This is a genomic window from Anaerobacillus sp., from assembly GCF_046314235.1.
Lineage (GTDB): Bacteria > Bacillota > Bacilli > Bacillales > Anaerobacillaceae > Anaerobacillus.
In genome coordinates this window covers 90,817-105,382 of the sequence record NZ_JBKBWN010000009.1, presented here as the reverse complement: position 1 = coordinate 105,382, position 14,566 = coordinate 90,817, and the positions used below count along the sequence as shown (strand labels likewise).

The 14,566-nt window shown below is 41.4% G+C and carries 12 protein-coding genes; all 12 read left to right on the top strand.

The features are described 5' to 3' along the window. Window positions 1–115: 115 nt before the first annotated feature. The 12 genes from ACK4M9_RS14045 (at window position 116) to nagB (ending at window position 14,487) form a co-directional block, all read left to right on the top strand. Window positions 116–820, top strand: coding sequence for an alpha/beta hydrolase (locus ACK4M9_RS14045; protein WP_409851720.1), 705 nt, complete (start codon window positions 116–118; stop codon window positions 818–820). Window positions 821–842: 22 nt separating this feature from the next. Beyond that, on the top strand, window positions 843–2,186 hold the full coding sequence (locus ACK4M9_RS14040) for an ABC transporter substrate-binding protein (RefSeq protein ID WP_409851718.1): 1,344 nt from the start codon (window positions 843–845) through the stop codon (window positions 2,184–2,186). Between the two features lie 86 nt (window positions 2,187–2,272). Continuing rightward, the gene (locus tag ACK4M9_RS14035) at window positions 2,273–2,974 is read left to right on the top strand and encodes an N-acetylmannosamine-6-phosphate 2-epimerase (RefSeq protein WP_409851715.1); all 702 of its coding nucleotides are present in this window, start codon (window positions 2,273–2,275) and stop codon (window positions 2,972–2,974) included. A gap of 1 nt (window position 2,975) precedes the next feature. Then, window positions 2,976–3,833, top strand: coding sequence for a MurR/RpiR family transcriptional regulator (locus ACK4M9_RS14030; protein ID WP_409851713.1), 858 nt, complete (start codon window positions 2,976–2,978; stop codon window positions 3,831–3,833). 66 nt (window positions 3,834–3,899) lie between these two features. Next, window positions 3,900–4,811, top strand: a complete 912-nt coding sequence (locus tag ACK4M9_RS14025; RefSeq protein ID WP_409851711.1) for an ROK family protein — start codon at window positions 3,900–3,902, stop codon at window positions 4,809–4,811. A gap of 1 nt (window position 4,812) precedes the next feature. Next, the gene (locus ACK4M9_RS14020) at window positions 4,813–5,688 is read left to right on the top strand and encodes a carbohydrate ABC transporter permease (protein WP_409851709.1); all 876 of its coding nucleotides are present in this window, start codon (window positions 4,813–4,815) and stop codon (window positions 5,686–5,688) included. 4 nt (window positions 5,689–5,692) lie between these two features. Further along, window positions 5,693–6,589 carry a carbohydrate ABC transporter permease gene (locus tag ACK4M9_RS14015; protein WP_409851706.1) on the top strand — a complete coding sequence of 299 codons (897 nt, stop codon included), beginning with the start codon at window positions 5,693–5,695 and terminating at the stop codon, window positions 6,587–6,589. Continuing rightward, window positions 6,586–9,171, top strand: coding sequence for an alpha-mannosidase (locus ACK4M9_RS14010; protein ID WP_409851704.1), 2,586 nt, complete (start codon window positions 6,586–6,588; stop codon window positions 9,169–9,171). The genes ACK4M9_RS14015 and ACK4M9_RS14010 overlap by 4 nt, the downstream gene beginning before the upstream one ends. After that, window positions 9,168–10,658, top strand: a complete 1,491-nt coding sequence (locus tag ACK4M9_RS14005) for a DUF4127 family protein (protein WP_409851701.1) — start codon at window positions 9,168–9,170, stop codon at window positions 10,656–10,658. The genes ACK4M9_RS14010 and ACK4M9_RS14005 overlap by 4 nt, the downstream gene beginning before the upstream one ends. Before the next feature lie 169 nt (window positions 10,659–10,827). Continuing rightward, on the top strand, window positions 10,828–12,417 hold the full coding sequence (locus ACK4M9_RS14000; RefSeq protein WP_409851698.1) for an FAD-dependent oxidoreductase: 1,590 nt from the start codon (window positions 10,828–10,830) through the stop codon (window positions 12,415–12,417). Between the two features lie 5 nt (window positions 12,418–12,422). Next, window positions 12,423–13,595, top strand: a complete 1,173-nt coding sequence (nagA, locus tag ACK4M9_RS13995; RefSeq protein WP_409851695.1) for an N-acetylglucosamine-6-phosphate deacetylase — start codon at window positions 12,423–12,425, stop codon at window positions 13,593–13,595. 142 nt (window positions 13,596–13,737) lie between these two features. Then, a complete protein-coding gene (gene nagB, locus ACK4M9_RS13990; RefSeq protein ID WP_409851692.1) occupies window positions 13,738–14,487 on the top strand; it encodes a glucosamine-6-phosphate deaminase in 750 nt (249 codons plus the stop codon). The last annotated feature ends 79 nt before the right edge of the window (window positions 14,488–14,566 follow it).

Here is a 14,566-nt window from a genome sequence, read left to right as displayed (position 1 = left end):
GGAGTTTTATTTCATCAATTAAAAAAATTTTGGAGAAACTATTCACAAAAGCACTTACATGTGTTAGTATTAGACTCATAGAAAGATAGCTTACTTGAAAGGAGCGTCTGTCTCCTTGGAACTTAAATTAACGAAATTCATACTTCAAAGCGAAATGTTGAATCGAGTACAGTCTTACTATTTATTAGAAAAGAAAGATCAGGGGCAAGATGTTGATTTACTATTTGTGCAAGATGGTGACGATTATTTGCAGCTTGGTCAGTTACAAGACGCTTTTCGGAAACTTAAGGATGAAAATAGGGGTGCCTTGATTTTAATTCCGCCAGGCACGTCGCTTGAGCGCTATCACTTTTATCATCCAAATGGTAACTCTCATCAAGCTTACCTATCATTCTTCTACGAAGAACTCATTCCACAAGTGGAAAAAATTTTTTCTGAGAAAAGAAAGCGTATTCACAAAATAGGACTTCTTGGTGACTCGCTTGCAGGTGCGGTAAATCTCGCGATTGCTGCCAAAAAGCCGAAGCGATGGACACATCTTTTACTTCAGTCAGCTGCGTTTTCAAACGAGAGTTATGAGCAAGTAAAGCAAGTATCGAATAATTGGAAGGTTTATCAAATGGTTGGTCAAAAAGAGGATGAATTTGTCTCGCCAATTACGGGTGAAGCATTGATGATCCTTACTAGAAATCGTTTGATGAAAGAAACCCTCGAAAACTTTGGAGCAACGATTACATATTTTGAACAACCAACAGATCATTTATGGGATGTATGGCGACAGGATTTACCTAGAGCCTTATCATATTTTTTTCAAAATTAAAAAGGGGAAGGATGAAACAATAATGTTAAAGACAAAGAAGTTTTTACTTGCTTGTGTAGTCATGATGTTAATGGTATTTGCAGCTGCTTGTAGTAGCAATGATGCCAACACAGAAAAAGAACCTGAACAAAACAATACGGAAGAACCAGCAAAAACAGATGAGGTTGCAGAAACAAAAGATCCAATTGAAATTGAGTTCTGGACAATGCAATTATCACCAACGTTTGATGATTATATTAATGGCGTAATCGCTGACTTTGAAGCGCAAAATGATCATATTAAAGTAAAGTGGGTTGACGTTCCTTGGGGCGACATGGAGACGAAAATTCTAGCATCTGTCGCTTCAAAAACAGCTCCAGACGTAGCGAACTTAAATCCACAGTTTGCGTCAAAGCTTGCTGAATTAGACGCACTTGTAAACATGGATGAAATGGTTCCAGCTGACATTCGTGCTCAATATTTCGAAGGTGTTTGGAATTCTAACAAGTTTGATGGTAAAACATTCGGTATTCCATGGTATTTATCTTCACAAGTAACAATGTACAACACAGCTATTTTTGAAGAAGCAGGCTTAGATACTGAAAAGCCTCCATTAACATTTGAAGAGTTAGCTGAAGTTGCGAAAACAATTAAAGAAAAAACGGGTAAGTTCGCGTTCTTCCCAGCGTTAGATGGAAGTCACTTCCTTGAGACATTAGTGATGAAAGGTGTAGACTTAACAAATGCTGACCAAACTCAAGCGGCATTTAATTCACCTGAAGGTATTGCGGCATTCCAATATTATGTTGACCTATACACAAATGGGTTAATCCCGCGTGAAGTATTAACAGAAGGTCATGGTAAAGCTGTTGATATGTATCAAGCAGGACAAATCGCGATTTTAGCATCTGGTCCGCAATTTTTAAACATTGTTGCTGAAAATGCACCAGATATTTTAGAAGCAACAAAAACGTCTACACAAATTACAGGTAAGACAAATAAGAAGAATACGGCTGCGATGAACTTAGTCGTACCAAAACAAAGTGAACATCAAGAAGCGGCTGTTCTATTCTCAATTTTTATCACAAATGCGGAGAACCAAGTTACGTTTGATAAAATTGTGCCAATCTTACCATCGATTGAAACAGCTTTGGACGATCCGTTCTTTAACGAGCTCCCTGCTGATCCAACACCAATTGACAAAGCGCGTTTAGTATCTGCTAGTCAATTACGTGATAGTGAAGTGTTAATTCCGCCAATGGCTAACTTTGAGGAGTTACGCACAGCTATGAACGAAGCGTTACACGGTGCGATGCTTGGACAATTGACAGCTGAAGAAGCGGTTAAACAAGCTGAGGAAAAGTGGAACAATATTTTATCGAAATAAAAAAAGAGTTGAATAGGAGAAAGGGGTTTTCTCCCTTTCTCCTTTCCTTTACAAAAGATGCTTAAATAGAAATGGTGGTGTTTTCGTTGAGAAGTGGGGATGATTTTTTTCGGAAAATAGAAGGTAAATTAATAGTTTCTTCGCAAGCGTTGAAAGATGAGCCCCTTTATGGACCGGAAATTATGGCTAAGATGGCTCGTGCTGCTGCAATTGGTGGAGCGGTTGCGATCCGTGCAAATGGCGCAAGTGATATCCGGGCAATCAAAAAGGAAGTTGACCTTCCGATCATTGGTTTGGTAAAAAGGGATTATCCAGATAGTGACGTTTATATTACAGCAACGAAAAAAGAAATTGATGAGTTACTGGCAGTTGGAGTATCGATGATAGCACTAGACGCAACATTTCAAACACGTCCTAATGGAGAAAGTTTAGAAACGCTTATTCGTTATCTAAAGGAAAAAGGACAGCGGATAATGGCTGATATTTCAACGCTTGAAGAAGGAAAGTTAGCTGCTCGAATAGGAGTAGATTGTGTTTCAACAACTTTATCAGGTTATACCTCGTACTCGAGACAACTTGATGAACCAGATTTTCAATTAATTGAAGAATTATCGCAACAAGTGAAGATCCCTGTCATTGCCGAGGGGAGAGTGTCAACACCTGAACAAGCGAAAAAAGCGTTGGAGTGTGGTGCTTACGCAGTTGTTGTTGGCTCAGCCATAACAAGACCACAACTGATAACGGAGAGTTTTGTTAAACAGATCGCAAAAATAGAAAGAAGGGTTTAGGATGTCTAATACGCAAGCACAATCAAATAGTAAATTAAGTGGGTTAATTAGTAGTTATTATCCGTCATTAACGAAATCCGAGCAAAAGGTCGCAAGCATTGTCCTTCAACAAATGGAGAAGGTCATTTACTACTCTGTCACTGATCTTGCTGATGCAGCAGAGGTTGGTGATGCAACTGTATTGCGCTTTTGCCGCAAAATTGGTTTGAAAGGCTATCAGGAATTTAAGTTGGCAATTGCTAAAGATTTGACCATAGTTTCTCAGGAAGAAGAGAACGGCAATGGCAAGCCTCAGAGCTTAACGATGTCAATTGCCCAATATACGAAAAATGCAATTGATGAAACAATCCATCTACTAGAAGAAGCGACATTACGAGAGACGATTACGATACTTGATCAAGCAAAGTCGATTCATTTCTTTGGGGTTGGAACATCAGGTATTACCGCTCTTGATGCAAAAAATCGCTTTTTACGAATTGGTCGCAGAACAGATGCGATTATTGATCCACATATTCAGGCGATGACAGCGGCAACGCTAGGACAAGGTGATGTTGTTGTCGGACTTAGTGTATCAGGTAGTACCAAGGATACAATTGATTCGCTTGAACTAGCAAAGGAAAACGGTGCAACAGTTGTTGCAATGACATTTTACGCACGTTCGCCAATTACGAAGACGGCAGATCTCGTCTTACTAAGTGGCGGCAAGGAATCCCCGCTAGAAGGTGGCTCATTAGCGGCTAAAATCTCGCAGTTGTTTATTATTGATATCTTATGTACAGGTCTTGCCTTAAAGGATAAAAACTACTCGCTTGATATGAAGCAAAAAACTGCTCAAGCGGTAGTCGGAAAGATTTACTAGTTGTGGTGCCAGGCACCAAACTTTACTTCGAGTGGTGCCTGGCACCACAACAGGAGGATCAATAGTATGAAGAAAGTAATTGGGATTGATGTCGGTGGTACGGGAGTCAAGGGAAGTCTTGTCCTTGAAAATGGCGAAGTCCTAAAGGCGTATAAAGTGGCCACAGATATAACATTAGGAAGGCAAGGGATTTTAACATCGATATTTGCAGTCGTTGATTATCTCATCGAGAGCGAAGAGATTATCGGAATTGGCATAGGGACCGCTGGAAGAGTCAATGTTACGACGGGCGAAGTCGTCTTTGCTACTGCTAACTTGCCAGGGTGGCAAGGGGTCAGCCTTAGCAATGTGCTAGCAGAACGCTATCAACATCCTTGTGTTGTCGAAAACGATGCGAATGCAGCTTTACTTGGTGAGCTATGGCAAGGGGCAGCAACAGATCCAGCTTTGACATCTGTTACGATGTTAACTCTTGGTACAGGTGTCGGTGGGGCGAACGCAATTGGTCGAAAAATCATCCATGGTGGCCATTTTCAAGGTGGAGAGTGGGGGCATGTTGTCTTTGTACCTGATGGTAGATCGTGTAATTGCGGGATGAATGGTTGTTTAGAGCAGTATTTATCGGGTACTGCGCTAGTCTCGATGACAAATGAAGCGACGGGAATGGAGTTCCAACATGGTCAAGACATCTTTGCAACTTATCAAGCTGGAAATGAGACAGTCGCAAAAATCGTAGATATTTATATTGACCATCTCGCTTTGGCCATCTATAACATCTCGATTACCCTTGATCCAAAGGCTGTCATCATCGGTGGTGGAGTCATTGATTCAAAAGCGATTTGGTGGCCGTTACTTATTGAAAAACTAGCAAACTATCAGGTGTTAATGAAGGTATTTCCTGCTCAGTTAGGAAACCGTGCTGGAATGTTAGGAGCTGCAAAGCTCGCGATCGATTATGTAAGAGAAGGAGGGAACTAAGATGCGAAGAGGTCCATTAACGCCATTCTTATTTTTACTACCTGGGTGTGTAATCTTAGGGGCATTTATTTTTTATCCAATGCTACAAGCCATTTGGTTGAGCTTTACTGACTATAATATGATCCAAGATGCCAACTTTATCGGCATTGATAACTATACGAAATTATTTAATGATGATTTGTTTTGGAAAGTTCTAGGTCAAACTTTTTTATATTTAATTTTCGTTGTTCCTGCCCTCGTCATCATTCCTATTTTCATCGCAATTTTAGTTAATCAACCGTTAAAAGGGATTTCATTTTTCCGCTCAGCCTATTACGTACCTGTTGTTACTTCAATGGTTGTTGTTGGGATTATGTGGAAGTGGGTTTATGCTGATACAGGAGTTTTAAATTACTTACTAGAATCTGCAGGAATTATTAATAGCCCTGTGTACTGGTTAACTTCGACCTCAACATCTATTTTTGCAGTCATGGCTGTGACGGTTTGGAAGGGACTTGGCTACTACATGGTCATTTATTTAGCAGGTCTTCAATCCATTCCATCACATTTATATGAAGCGGCAAAAATTGACGGTGCTAACAAGTGGAAACAAATCATCCATATCACCATTCCACTGTTAATGCCTTCAATTATGATTGTAACGATCATGTCTTCAATTTCTGCCATGAAGGTATTTGAAGAGATTTATGTCATGACAGGTGGGGGACCACTAAACAGCTCAAAAACTCTAGTGTTTTATATTTATCAAGAAGCTTTTGAGAAGTTGCAAATGGGTTATGCTAGTGCAGCTGGTGTTGTCCTGTTCCTCATTACGTTAGTTCTCTCGATCATTAACATAAAGTTCATGAGTAAAAAAGAAGATGCGGTGAAGGGGTGATACGATGATGAACATAGTTCAAACAGTAAACAAACAAAAAACAACGATACCCATCAAACCACGAAAAAAATGGAGTGGCAAAGAAATTTTCAAAAAGATTTGTATTTACACCGTTTTAATATTCATTACCTTCATTACGATTGGACCGTTTTTATGGCTGCTTTCGACATCGTTAAAATCAGGTAGCGAAAACATTTTTCAATATCCACCTGTATTTATCCCTGAAAATCCTACGTTAAGTAACTATACGGCAGTCATGGAGTTCTTTCCATTCTGGAAATATTTATTTAACAGTGTTGTAGTTTCAGTATTAACGGTACTTTTAAATATCCTATTTTGTTCATTGGCAGCCTATCCGTTGGCCAGAATGCAGTTCAAAGGAAAAAATATCGTCTTTATTTTAATCATTAGTACGATGATGATTCCATTCCAACTATTAATGATTCCAATCTATATTATGGCGTTAAACCTTGGCTTACAAAACACGTATGCAGGGCTAGTATTACCACATGCGACAACAGCGTTTGGAATTTTCCTGATGCGCCAAGCTTTCATTACCATACCTTACGAATTGGATGAATCAGCGCGGATGGATGGAGCAAGCTCATTTCGGATTTGGTGGCAAATTCTTATGCCACTAGTGAAACCAGCGACAGTTACGTTAGCGATTTTTACATTTATGATGGCGTGGGGAGATTTCTTATGGCCGCTAATCATCTTAAATGATACGAGTATGTACACGTTACCACTTGGGGTTAATGCGTTAGCAGGAAGCTTTACGTCAAACTGGCGTTACATTGCCGCTGGTTCAGTGCTTTCAGTGCTACCAATTATTATTTTCTTCATCTTTATGCAACGTTACTTTATTGATGGAGCGATGAAAGGGGCAGTCAAAGGATGACGAAAAAACGTTACACATGCCATGTCGTCTTTCAAACTCATTGGGACCGGGAGTGGTACTTCCCGTTTGAGGTGTTTCGTCATCGCTTAGTTCAAGTCATGAAACGGATTGTCACAGGCTTAGAAAAGGGCGAAATCAAACAGTTCGTTCTAGACGGGCAAATGGCAGCTTTAGAAGATTACTTAGAAGTCTGTGAGCCGAGTATGGCTCGGCGCGTCAAAAAACTGATTATTGATGAAAAAATTGTGATTGGACCGTGGTATGTGTTGGCTGATGAGTTTCTCGTTAGTGGGGAATCGCTCGTTCGAAATCTCGAGATTGGCTTAAAACAAACGAAACGATTTGGAAAATCACAAATGGTCGGCTATTTGCCAGACACTTTTGGTCATGTTAGTCAGATGCCGCAGTTATTGCAGGGGTTTGACATTGATAATGCTGTGCTCTGGCGCGGTTTAAAGTCTGAGCAGTCTGAGCTCTATTGGCAAGCACCAAATGGCTCAAAGGTATTCACTGTCTTTTTACCGGAAGGCTATTATCAGCCAGTGTTAGATAGTGAAAATCCTAATGAAGCAATTGCGAGCTATGTTGAAAAGGTGAAACCTTATGCAACAACGACGCAGCTACTGTTAACAAATGGGGGCGATCATTTAATGCCTCGTTATGGAGATAAAACCGGACAAATTAACGAGTTCAACGTTGACGATGTCGATTTTATCGAAAGTACGTATGAACAATTCATTCATGAGTTGCAGACTCATGCAACGAGCGACTTACCGACTCATTATGGAGAAATGCGTTCCAATGAGCATGCCTATATTTTACCGAACGTTCTTTCAACAAGAACTTATTTAAAAGAGCAAAACCAACGAATCGAAGACGAACTTACAGGTTATACAGAACCACTACTAGCATTATGTACGATTGGAACAGCTGATTATCCCGAGCGGTATTTAGAAGAGACATGGAAGCTCCTCATCAAAAACCACCCTCACGATAGTATTTGCGGCTGTAGTGTTGATGAGGTTCACCGTGAAATGGAAACGCGGACAATGAAGCTTGGGCAAAGGGTTGAGGCGCTACAAAACGAGGCGTTAACGACTGCCCTTGTTGTTGATCCTTCGGTAAGTGGTGAAGGTGCTTGGAAGCCGTTTGCTGATGACTCAACTTTTACTGTTTTTAATCCCCATCCAAGAAGTTTTAAGGGCTGGGTTAAGGGAACCATTTGGCTTGAAAGAGGGAAAGAAACAAGTTTTATCCTAAAGGATGTTCATGGAAAGTTATATGAACCAACGATTATCAACGTAACTGAATCGAGATATTTTGAATCGCCATTAGACGGTTTTCCAGAATTTCGCGACGCTACGTATGTCGAGCTTGCCTTTTATGTTGAGGGCCTAGCAGCTACTTCGTTAACATCATTTGAAGTTGTTAGTGGTGAGGCACTCCAGTTACAAAAGCAGCTGACAAACTCCATAGAAAATGAGTTTCTAGCCATTGAGCTTGAAAAAGATGGGACGTTAACGGTTACGAATAAGCTAACTGGTAAAACAGTGAGTGGGCTCCAACAGTTTTACAGCTCTTTAGATGCCGGAGATGAATATAATTATTCGCCACCTCTAAACGATGTTGTTACCTATGCGATATTAGTTGATGAGCCAGTTGTCGTGAAGAGTGAGCGAGTCGAGCAATTGAGCTACCAATTAGAGTTAGTGCTACCTAGTGGCTTAAATGAGGAACGAACCGGTGCTGTGGCTACCTATGTAAAAAATTGTATTGATGTAACCGTTACTTTATTTGCTGGAGAGCGCCAAGCCGAAGGGAAGCTGAACGTAACAAACAAAGCGAAAGATCAGCGGTTGCGTCTGAAGTACCCACTTGGAGCAGTCGTTGAGCAGACGTATAGTGACTCAGCGTTTGACATTGTTGAACGTCCTGCAGTGAAAAACGAACAGTTTGACGCAGCGAAGCAGAAGGAAGTCGCTGTCGTTGTTGAACCTGCACTATCGTTTATCCGTGCGAGTGATTTTGCCTTTTTCCACCGTGGCTTACAAGAGTATCAAGTTGTTGGCGGTGTTGAGCAAGATACACTTGAAGTTACTGTGCTTCGTAGTGTCGGCTGGCTCTCTAGAGATGATTTACGCACAAGAGGTGGCGGTGCTGGTCCCCATTTGGCAACGCCTGAGGGGCAATGTATTGGTAGGTATACCTTTGAGTTTGCGATTGGATATGTTGCAAGTGAGGATACGAACGCGAAGCTCGCCAGCAGGGCCCAAAAGTTTCGTCTACCGCCAAGAATATACCGTGGTAAAAATCAGTCCACTCAATATGAACGGATGATCGAGATTGATAATGAAACGCTGCAGTGGAGTGCAATGTATCGTAGTGGCAATGGAATTTTGTTAAGACTATGGAATCCTGCTGCTGACTGTCAGGAGTTCACCTTAAATAGTAGTCGTCATATTGCCGGTATTACGAAGGTGAAATTATCTGGTGAAGCGACATGCTGTGATGATACATTCAGCCTTGCACCGAAAGAGATTGCGACGTATATCATTGAGTTTCAGGAGGGGTTGAAAGCATGAACAAGAAACTAGCCCTTATTCCCGTAGATGCGAGACCTGTCACTCGTGAACTGCCAACACAAATCGCGGCGATAGCTGACTGGGAGGTTCTTGTGCCTGATAAAGATCAGTTAGGATTTTTAAAGGAACCAGGGAAGACTAGTGAACTAGCAACGTGGTTGTTAGCTGTTGCCGAGGAGGTTGATGGCTTTGTCATTTCAACGGATATGCTTGGCTATGGGGGTCTCGTTCCCTCACGAATTAATCAAGACAATGAAGCTGTTATAAGGGAACGTATCGAAATTTTACAAGAGCTTAATAGGAAGTTTCCTCATAAAAAAATCATGGCATTTAGTGCGACAATGCGAATTTCTAATAATTATGTAAATGAGGAAGAAAAGGAATATTGGAGTGAGTACGGTGAGGAGCTTTGGTCATATTCGTACCATTCTCATCGCTATGAAAAAACGAATTGTACTGATTCAAAGGATAAGGTTGCAGCGTTAGTCGCAGTCATTCCAAACTCAATTTTACAAGATTACAAGGCAACGCGTGAAAAGAATTTCAACGTCAATCTTTCCATGTTTGATTTGGTTGAGAGCGGTGTGATTGATGTTTTGATTTTCCCGCAAGATGATACGTCAGAATACGGGCTGAATATTCGTGAACAAGAAAGCTTAGTTCGTGAAGTAGCCAAACGTTCGTTGTTTTCGAAGGTATTTATTTACCCAGGCGCAGACGAAGTAGCTAGTGTTTTAATTGCGAGAATGATATATGCGCTTGAGAATGTTACGCCACCAGTCTTTTTCCCGGTATTTAGTGGTGAAAAAGGCGCTCTATCAACGGCAATGTATGAGGATCGCCCCCTTGTTGAATCGGTGAAGGGCCAAATCTATGCTTTTGGTAGCTATATATTAGAGAGTAGTGTTGATGCAGACATCGTTTTAGGTGTCAATGTACCTGGTAAGCGCCAGGGTGACCTTGCGTTGCAGAAATTTTTGGAAGAGGTTGATACTCAGGATCGAAATATAGGTGAGTGGATCCTTCGCTTACAGCATTACTTGAAGAAAGGGAAGGCCGTAGCTATTGCAGACGTTGCGTATGCAAACGGGGCAGATGGTGCGTTAATCCCAAGGTTACTAGAGTCAATGAATATCGGAGCGTTGTGCGGCTTTGCGGCGTGGAATACAGCCGGAAATACGCTAGGTACAGTCGTTGCCCAAGCTGCGATGGTGCATCTACAGCAGGTTAAGGGTGACGAGTTTCAATCAAGATTACTCGAACAGCTGACATTACGATTGCTAGATGATTATCTCTACCAAACGGTCGTCCGTCAAGAAGTGAGAACCGTCGTGAACGATCAAGATCCAGCACTAGCTTCAATAGTATCAGCGGTGTTTAACAAACGCGCAAATGAATTTCTACAGAAACTAGAAGTAAACTACGAAATTCACAATCTCTACCTACCATGGAACCGCACATTCGAAATCGGTATCGAATTAAAATAGGTGCCAGGCACCCTAGATAGACATTTTTGCCGAAATGTCCATCTAGGGTGGACAGTAATGCCATTTCCATAAGATGTACACGTAGGATGGAAATTAACGTGGATTTGTCTTTTTATGGTGCCTGGCACCAATAACTTGGCACTAATCAACTATATAGAGGGGGAGCATTATGACGAAGGTGATGAGGGCAGAGGTCATTGTCATTGGTGGTGGCATTGGTGGTTGTACTGCAGCATTAGCAGCCGCCAAGCTTGGTAGACATGTGATCATGACTGAGGAAACGAAATGGATTGGTGGTCAATTAACGAGCCAGGCTGTTCCGCCAGATGAGCATAAATGGATCGAACAATTTGGTTGTACGAGTACATATCGCGATTTTCGTGACCGGGTGAGAGCCTATTATCGTGACAATTATCCATTAAAGGAAGAAGCTAAAAATAATCCGATCTTAAATCCTGGCAATGGCTGGGTGAGTCGGATCGCCCACGAACCACGTGTCGCCCTGACTATTCTGTATGATATGCTTATGCCTTATCTAAGCAGCGGCAAAGTAGCAATCCTCCTAGAAACGAAACCAGTGGCGGCTTCGGTCGAAGATGATACCGTAAACAGCGTGACGGTGGAACGGTTTGATCGCCATGAGCGGATCACCCTTATCGGTCACTATTTTCTAGATGCAACAGAATGCGGTGATTTATTACCGCTAACGGGCGTTGAGTATGTGACAGGTGCCGAATCAAAGAGTGACACTGGAGAATATCATGCTCCTAATGAAGCTAATCCACAAGACATGCAGTCAATCACTCATGTGTTCGCTGTTGAGTATTTAGATGGCGAAGATCACACGATTGAAAAACCTGCGCAGTATGAATTTTGGAAAGCGTATCAAGCGCCGTTTTTACAACATAAGCAGTTAAGTTGGTATGCTCCTGATGCTGCGACAGGTGGTTCAAAGCCATTTGAAATGTTTCATCATGAAGATTTATGGGGGTTATGGGATTATCGTCGCATCATTGATCGTTCAATCTATGAAGATGGATTTTATGATGGTGATATTTCCTTAATTAACTGGCCACAAAATGACTATTGGTTAGGTTCAATCCTTGATGTCAGTGAAGAAGAACGGAAGAAGCATCTAGAAGGGGCAAAACAACTAAGCTTATCTGTTCTCTACTGGCTGCAAACAGAGGCACCTCGCCCTGATGGCGGTAAAGGGTATCCTGGTTTACGCCTGCGCCCAGATGTATTGGGGACCGAAGACGGCTTTGCGATGCATCCATACATTCGGGAATCGCGACGGATAAAGGCACTGTTTACGATCGTTGAGGAATATATCAATGCTGACGCCCGTGGTGCTCTAGGGATTAAGGAATACGATGATTCAGTCGGTGTCGGCTCTTATCACATCGATTTACACCCGACTACTGTTACGGGACAGTTTTTTTATACGAACAGTTATCCATTTGAAATTCCGTTAGGTAGTCTGATCCCAATTCGAGTGAAAAATCTACTCCCGGCTTGTAAAAATATTGGCGCAACCCATATTACCAACGGTTGTATTCGCGTCCATCCAGTAGAATGGAATATTGGAGAGTCAGTTGGCTATTTGGCAGGATTTTCGATCCAGAAAAATGTTTTACCACGCCAAGTGAGAGAAAATAAACAATTACTAAAAGAGTTCCAAAGCTTATTAGTAGAACAAGGGATTGAATTACACTGGGACCCATCAGTGAACGAATCGCTAATTGGGAAAGGGTGAAACGAATGAAAAAGCTCCTTTTGCGAAAAGCCAGTGTTTATGAGGAAACTTTACTAATAGAAAATGGAACGGTTGTCATTGAGGGTGAAAAAATAACGTTTGTTGGTTCTAACTATGATACCAATGAACCATATGAGGAAATCGTTCTTCCAGCTTCGTACAACATCATTCCTGGTATGATTGATATTCATATTCACGGAGCGGGTGGTGCGGACATGATGGATGCGACCCCTGAGTCTCTAGAAAAGATCGCTACGCTTTTACCTAGAGAAGGGACGACTAGTTTCTTGGCGACAACAATCACCCAGTCTGACGCCGCAATCGAAAAAGCGCTTGAAAATATTGCTTCCTACTCAAATAAAGATAATGCCGAGGTATTAGGTATTCATCTTGAGGGGCCATTTATTAATCAAGAGATGGCCGGAGCGCAACCGAAACAGTATATTTCAAGGATAGATTTGGAAAAATTTAAACGTTGGCAACGGCGTTCTGGTAATCAGATCAAACTGGTTACTTTTGCCCCGGAACTTGAAGGCAGCAGGGAGTTCGTCCAATTTTTAGCAGCCGAAGGTATTGTTGCCTCGGTTGGTCACTCTAATGCTGTCTTTACAGACGTGAAAGAGTTAACAGATATCGGTCTCACGCATGCGACCCATTTATTTAATCAAATGCGTGGGTTGCATCATCGTGAACCTGGAGTTGTTGGCGCTGCCTTTTTACTCGGAAATGTTACGGCGGAACTCATTGTTGATGGACTACATGTCTGTCAGGAAACTGTTCAACTTGCTTATCAAGTAATCGGAAAAGAACGATTAATATTAATAACTGATGCGATGCGCGCCAAAGGGATGGGAAACGGTGTCTTCGATCTAGGTGGTCAAGCAGTGAAAGTTTCTGCGGGAAAAGCAGTCTTAGAAGATGGCACACTCGCTGGTAGTGTTTTGAAAATGAACGATGCTCTGAAAAATATGATGAACTACACTGGCTGTTGTTTACGTGACATTACCGTAATGACCGCTGTAAATCCAGCCAAAAAAATAGATGTTTTCGATCGCAAAGGTAGTATAGCGGTTGGAAAAGATGCTGATTTGGTTGTTTTAAACGAAAGCAATGAAGTAGTGATGACGTTTTGTCGTGGCAAGCTTGTATGGTGCCAGGCAACAATGAATACAAATTAGGTGCCTGGCACCAATGAAAGTTCACTTTCGCCAATACGGATATAAATGTGTCCGACACACAAGCATCCAATCGAAGAAAGTGAACTTTCCTGTAGAGCCTATTTACAGGGTAGGCACAAATCAGTTTTCAAGGGGGATCTCCATGAAAATCAATATCGTGAAAAATATCGATGAATTAAGTTTACTTGCAGCGAGAAAGATCATTGAAAGAGTAAGAAAACAGCCGACAACAGTTCTAGGTCTTGCTACAGGTTCGACACCGCTTGGGACTTATTATAAACTAGTTCAAGATTATCGAGATAATAAAACGTCATATAAACATGTGACGACATTCAATCTTGATGAATATGTTGGCTTAACTTCTGCTGACCAAAATAGTTACAATTATTATATGAGAGAACACTTATTTAAGAGCATTAATATTAACCCGAATCAGACGTTCTTACCAAATGGGGTAGGGATTGATCCTGCTATAGAATGCGATAAGTATGAAGCCAAGATTAGCGAAAGTGGCGGTATCGATTTACAAATACTTGGATTAGGGGAGAATGGTCATATTGGTTTTAATGAGCCAGGCACTTCGTTTTCAAGTAGAACTCATGTTGTTTCATTAGCTGAATCAACGAGAGAAGCAAATTCCCGTTACTTTAATAGTTTATCAGATGTTCCAACGAAAGCGATCACCATGGGAATTGAAACGATTATGGAAGCCAGAGAGGTTCTCCTGCTTGTGTCTGGTGAAAGAAAAGCAAAGGTGCTTCGTGAAGTCCTAGAAGGGACAATTACTGAAAAAGTTCCAGCAACCGTATTAAGAAATCACTCGAATATTACCATTATTGCTGATGAAGCTGCTGTCAAATGTTTAACAAAACATTGTCAAATATCATCATAAGTCAATATCTTGAAAAAATTGCTTGATGAAAGGAAAGCGTCGTGTGCGTTCCTCAGGAGTGAGATGAATGCACTCCTTT

Excerpts from the sequence above, each read along its gene's own strand:
- ACK4M9_RS14040 (WP_409851718.1), top strand. The coding sequence starts at position 843 with ATGTTAAAGACAAAGAAGTTTTTACTTGCTTGTGTAGTCATGATGTTA.
- ACK4M9_RS14030 (WP_409851713.1), top strand. The coding sequence starts at position 2,976 with ATGTCTAATACGCAAGCACAATCAAATAGTAAATTAAGTGGGTTAATT.
- ACK4M9_RS14025 (WP_409851711.1), top strand. The coding sequence starts at position 3,900 with ATGAAGAAAGTAATTGGGATTGATGTCGGTGGTACGGGAGTCAAGGGA.
- ACK4M9_RS14020 (WP_409851709.1), top strand. The coding sequence starts at position 4,813 with ATGCGAAGAGGTCCATTAACGCCATTCTTATTTTTACTACCTGGGTGT.
- ACK4M9_RS14015 (WP_409851706.1), top strand. The coding sequence starts at position 5,693 with ATGATGAACATAGTTCAAACAGTAAACAAACAAAAAACAACGATACCC.
- ACK4M9_RS14010 (WP_409851704.1), top strand. The coding sequence starts at position 6,586 with ATGACGAAAAAACGTTACACATGCCATGTCGTCTTTCAAACTCATTGG.
- ACK4M9_RS14005 (WP_409851701.1), top strand. The coding sequence starts at position 9,168 with ATGAACAAGAAACTAGCCCTTATTCCCGTAGATGCGAGACCTGTCACT.
- ACK4M9_RS14000 (WP_409851698.1), top strand. The coding sequence starts at position 10,828 with ATGACGAAGGTGATGAGGGCAGAGGTCATTGTCATTGGTGGTGGCATT.
- nagA (WP_409851695.1), top strand. The coding sequence starts at position 12,423 with ATGAAAAAGCTCCTTTTGCGAAAAGCCAGTGTTTATGAGGAAACTTTA.
- nagB (WP_409851692.1), top strand. The coding sequence starts at position 13,738 with ATGAAAATCAATATCGTGAAAAATATCGATGAATTAAGTTTACTTGCA.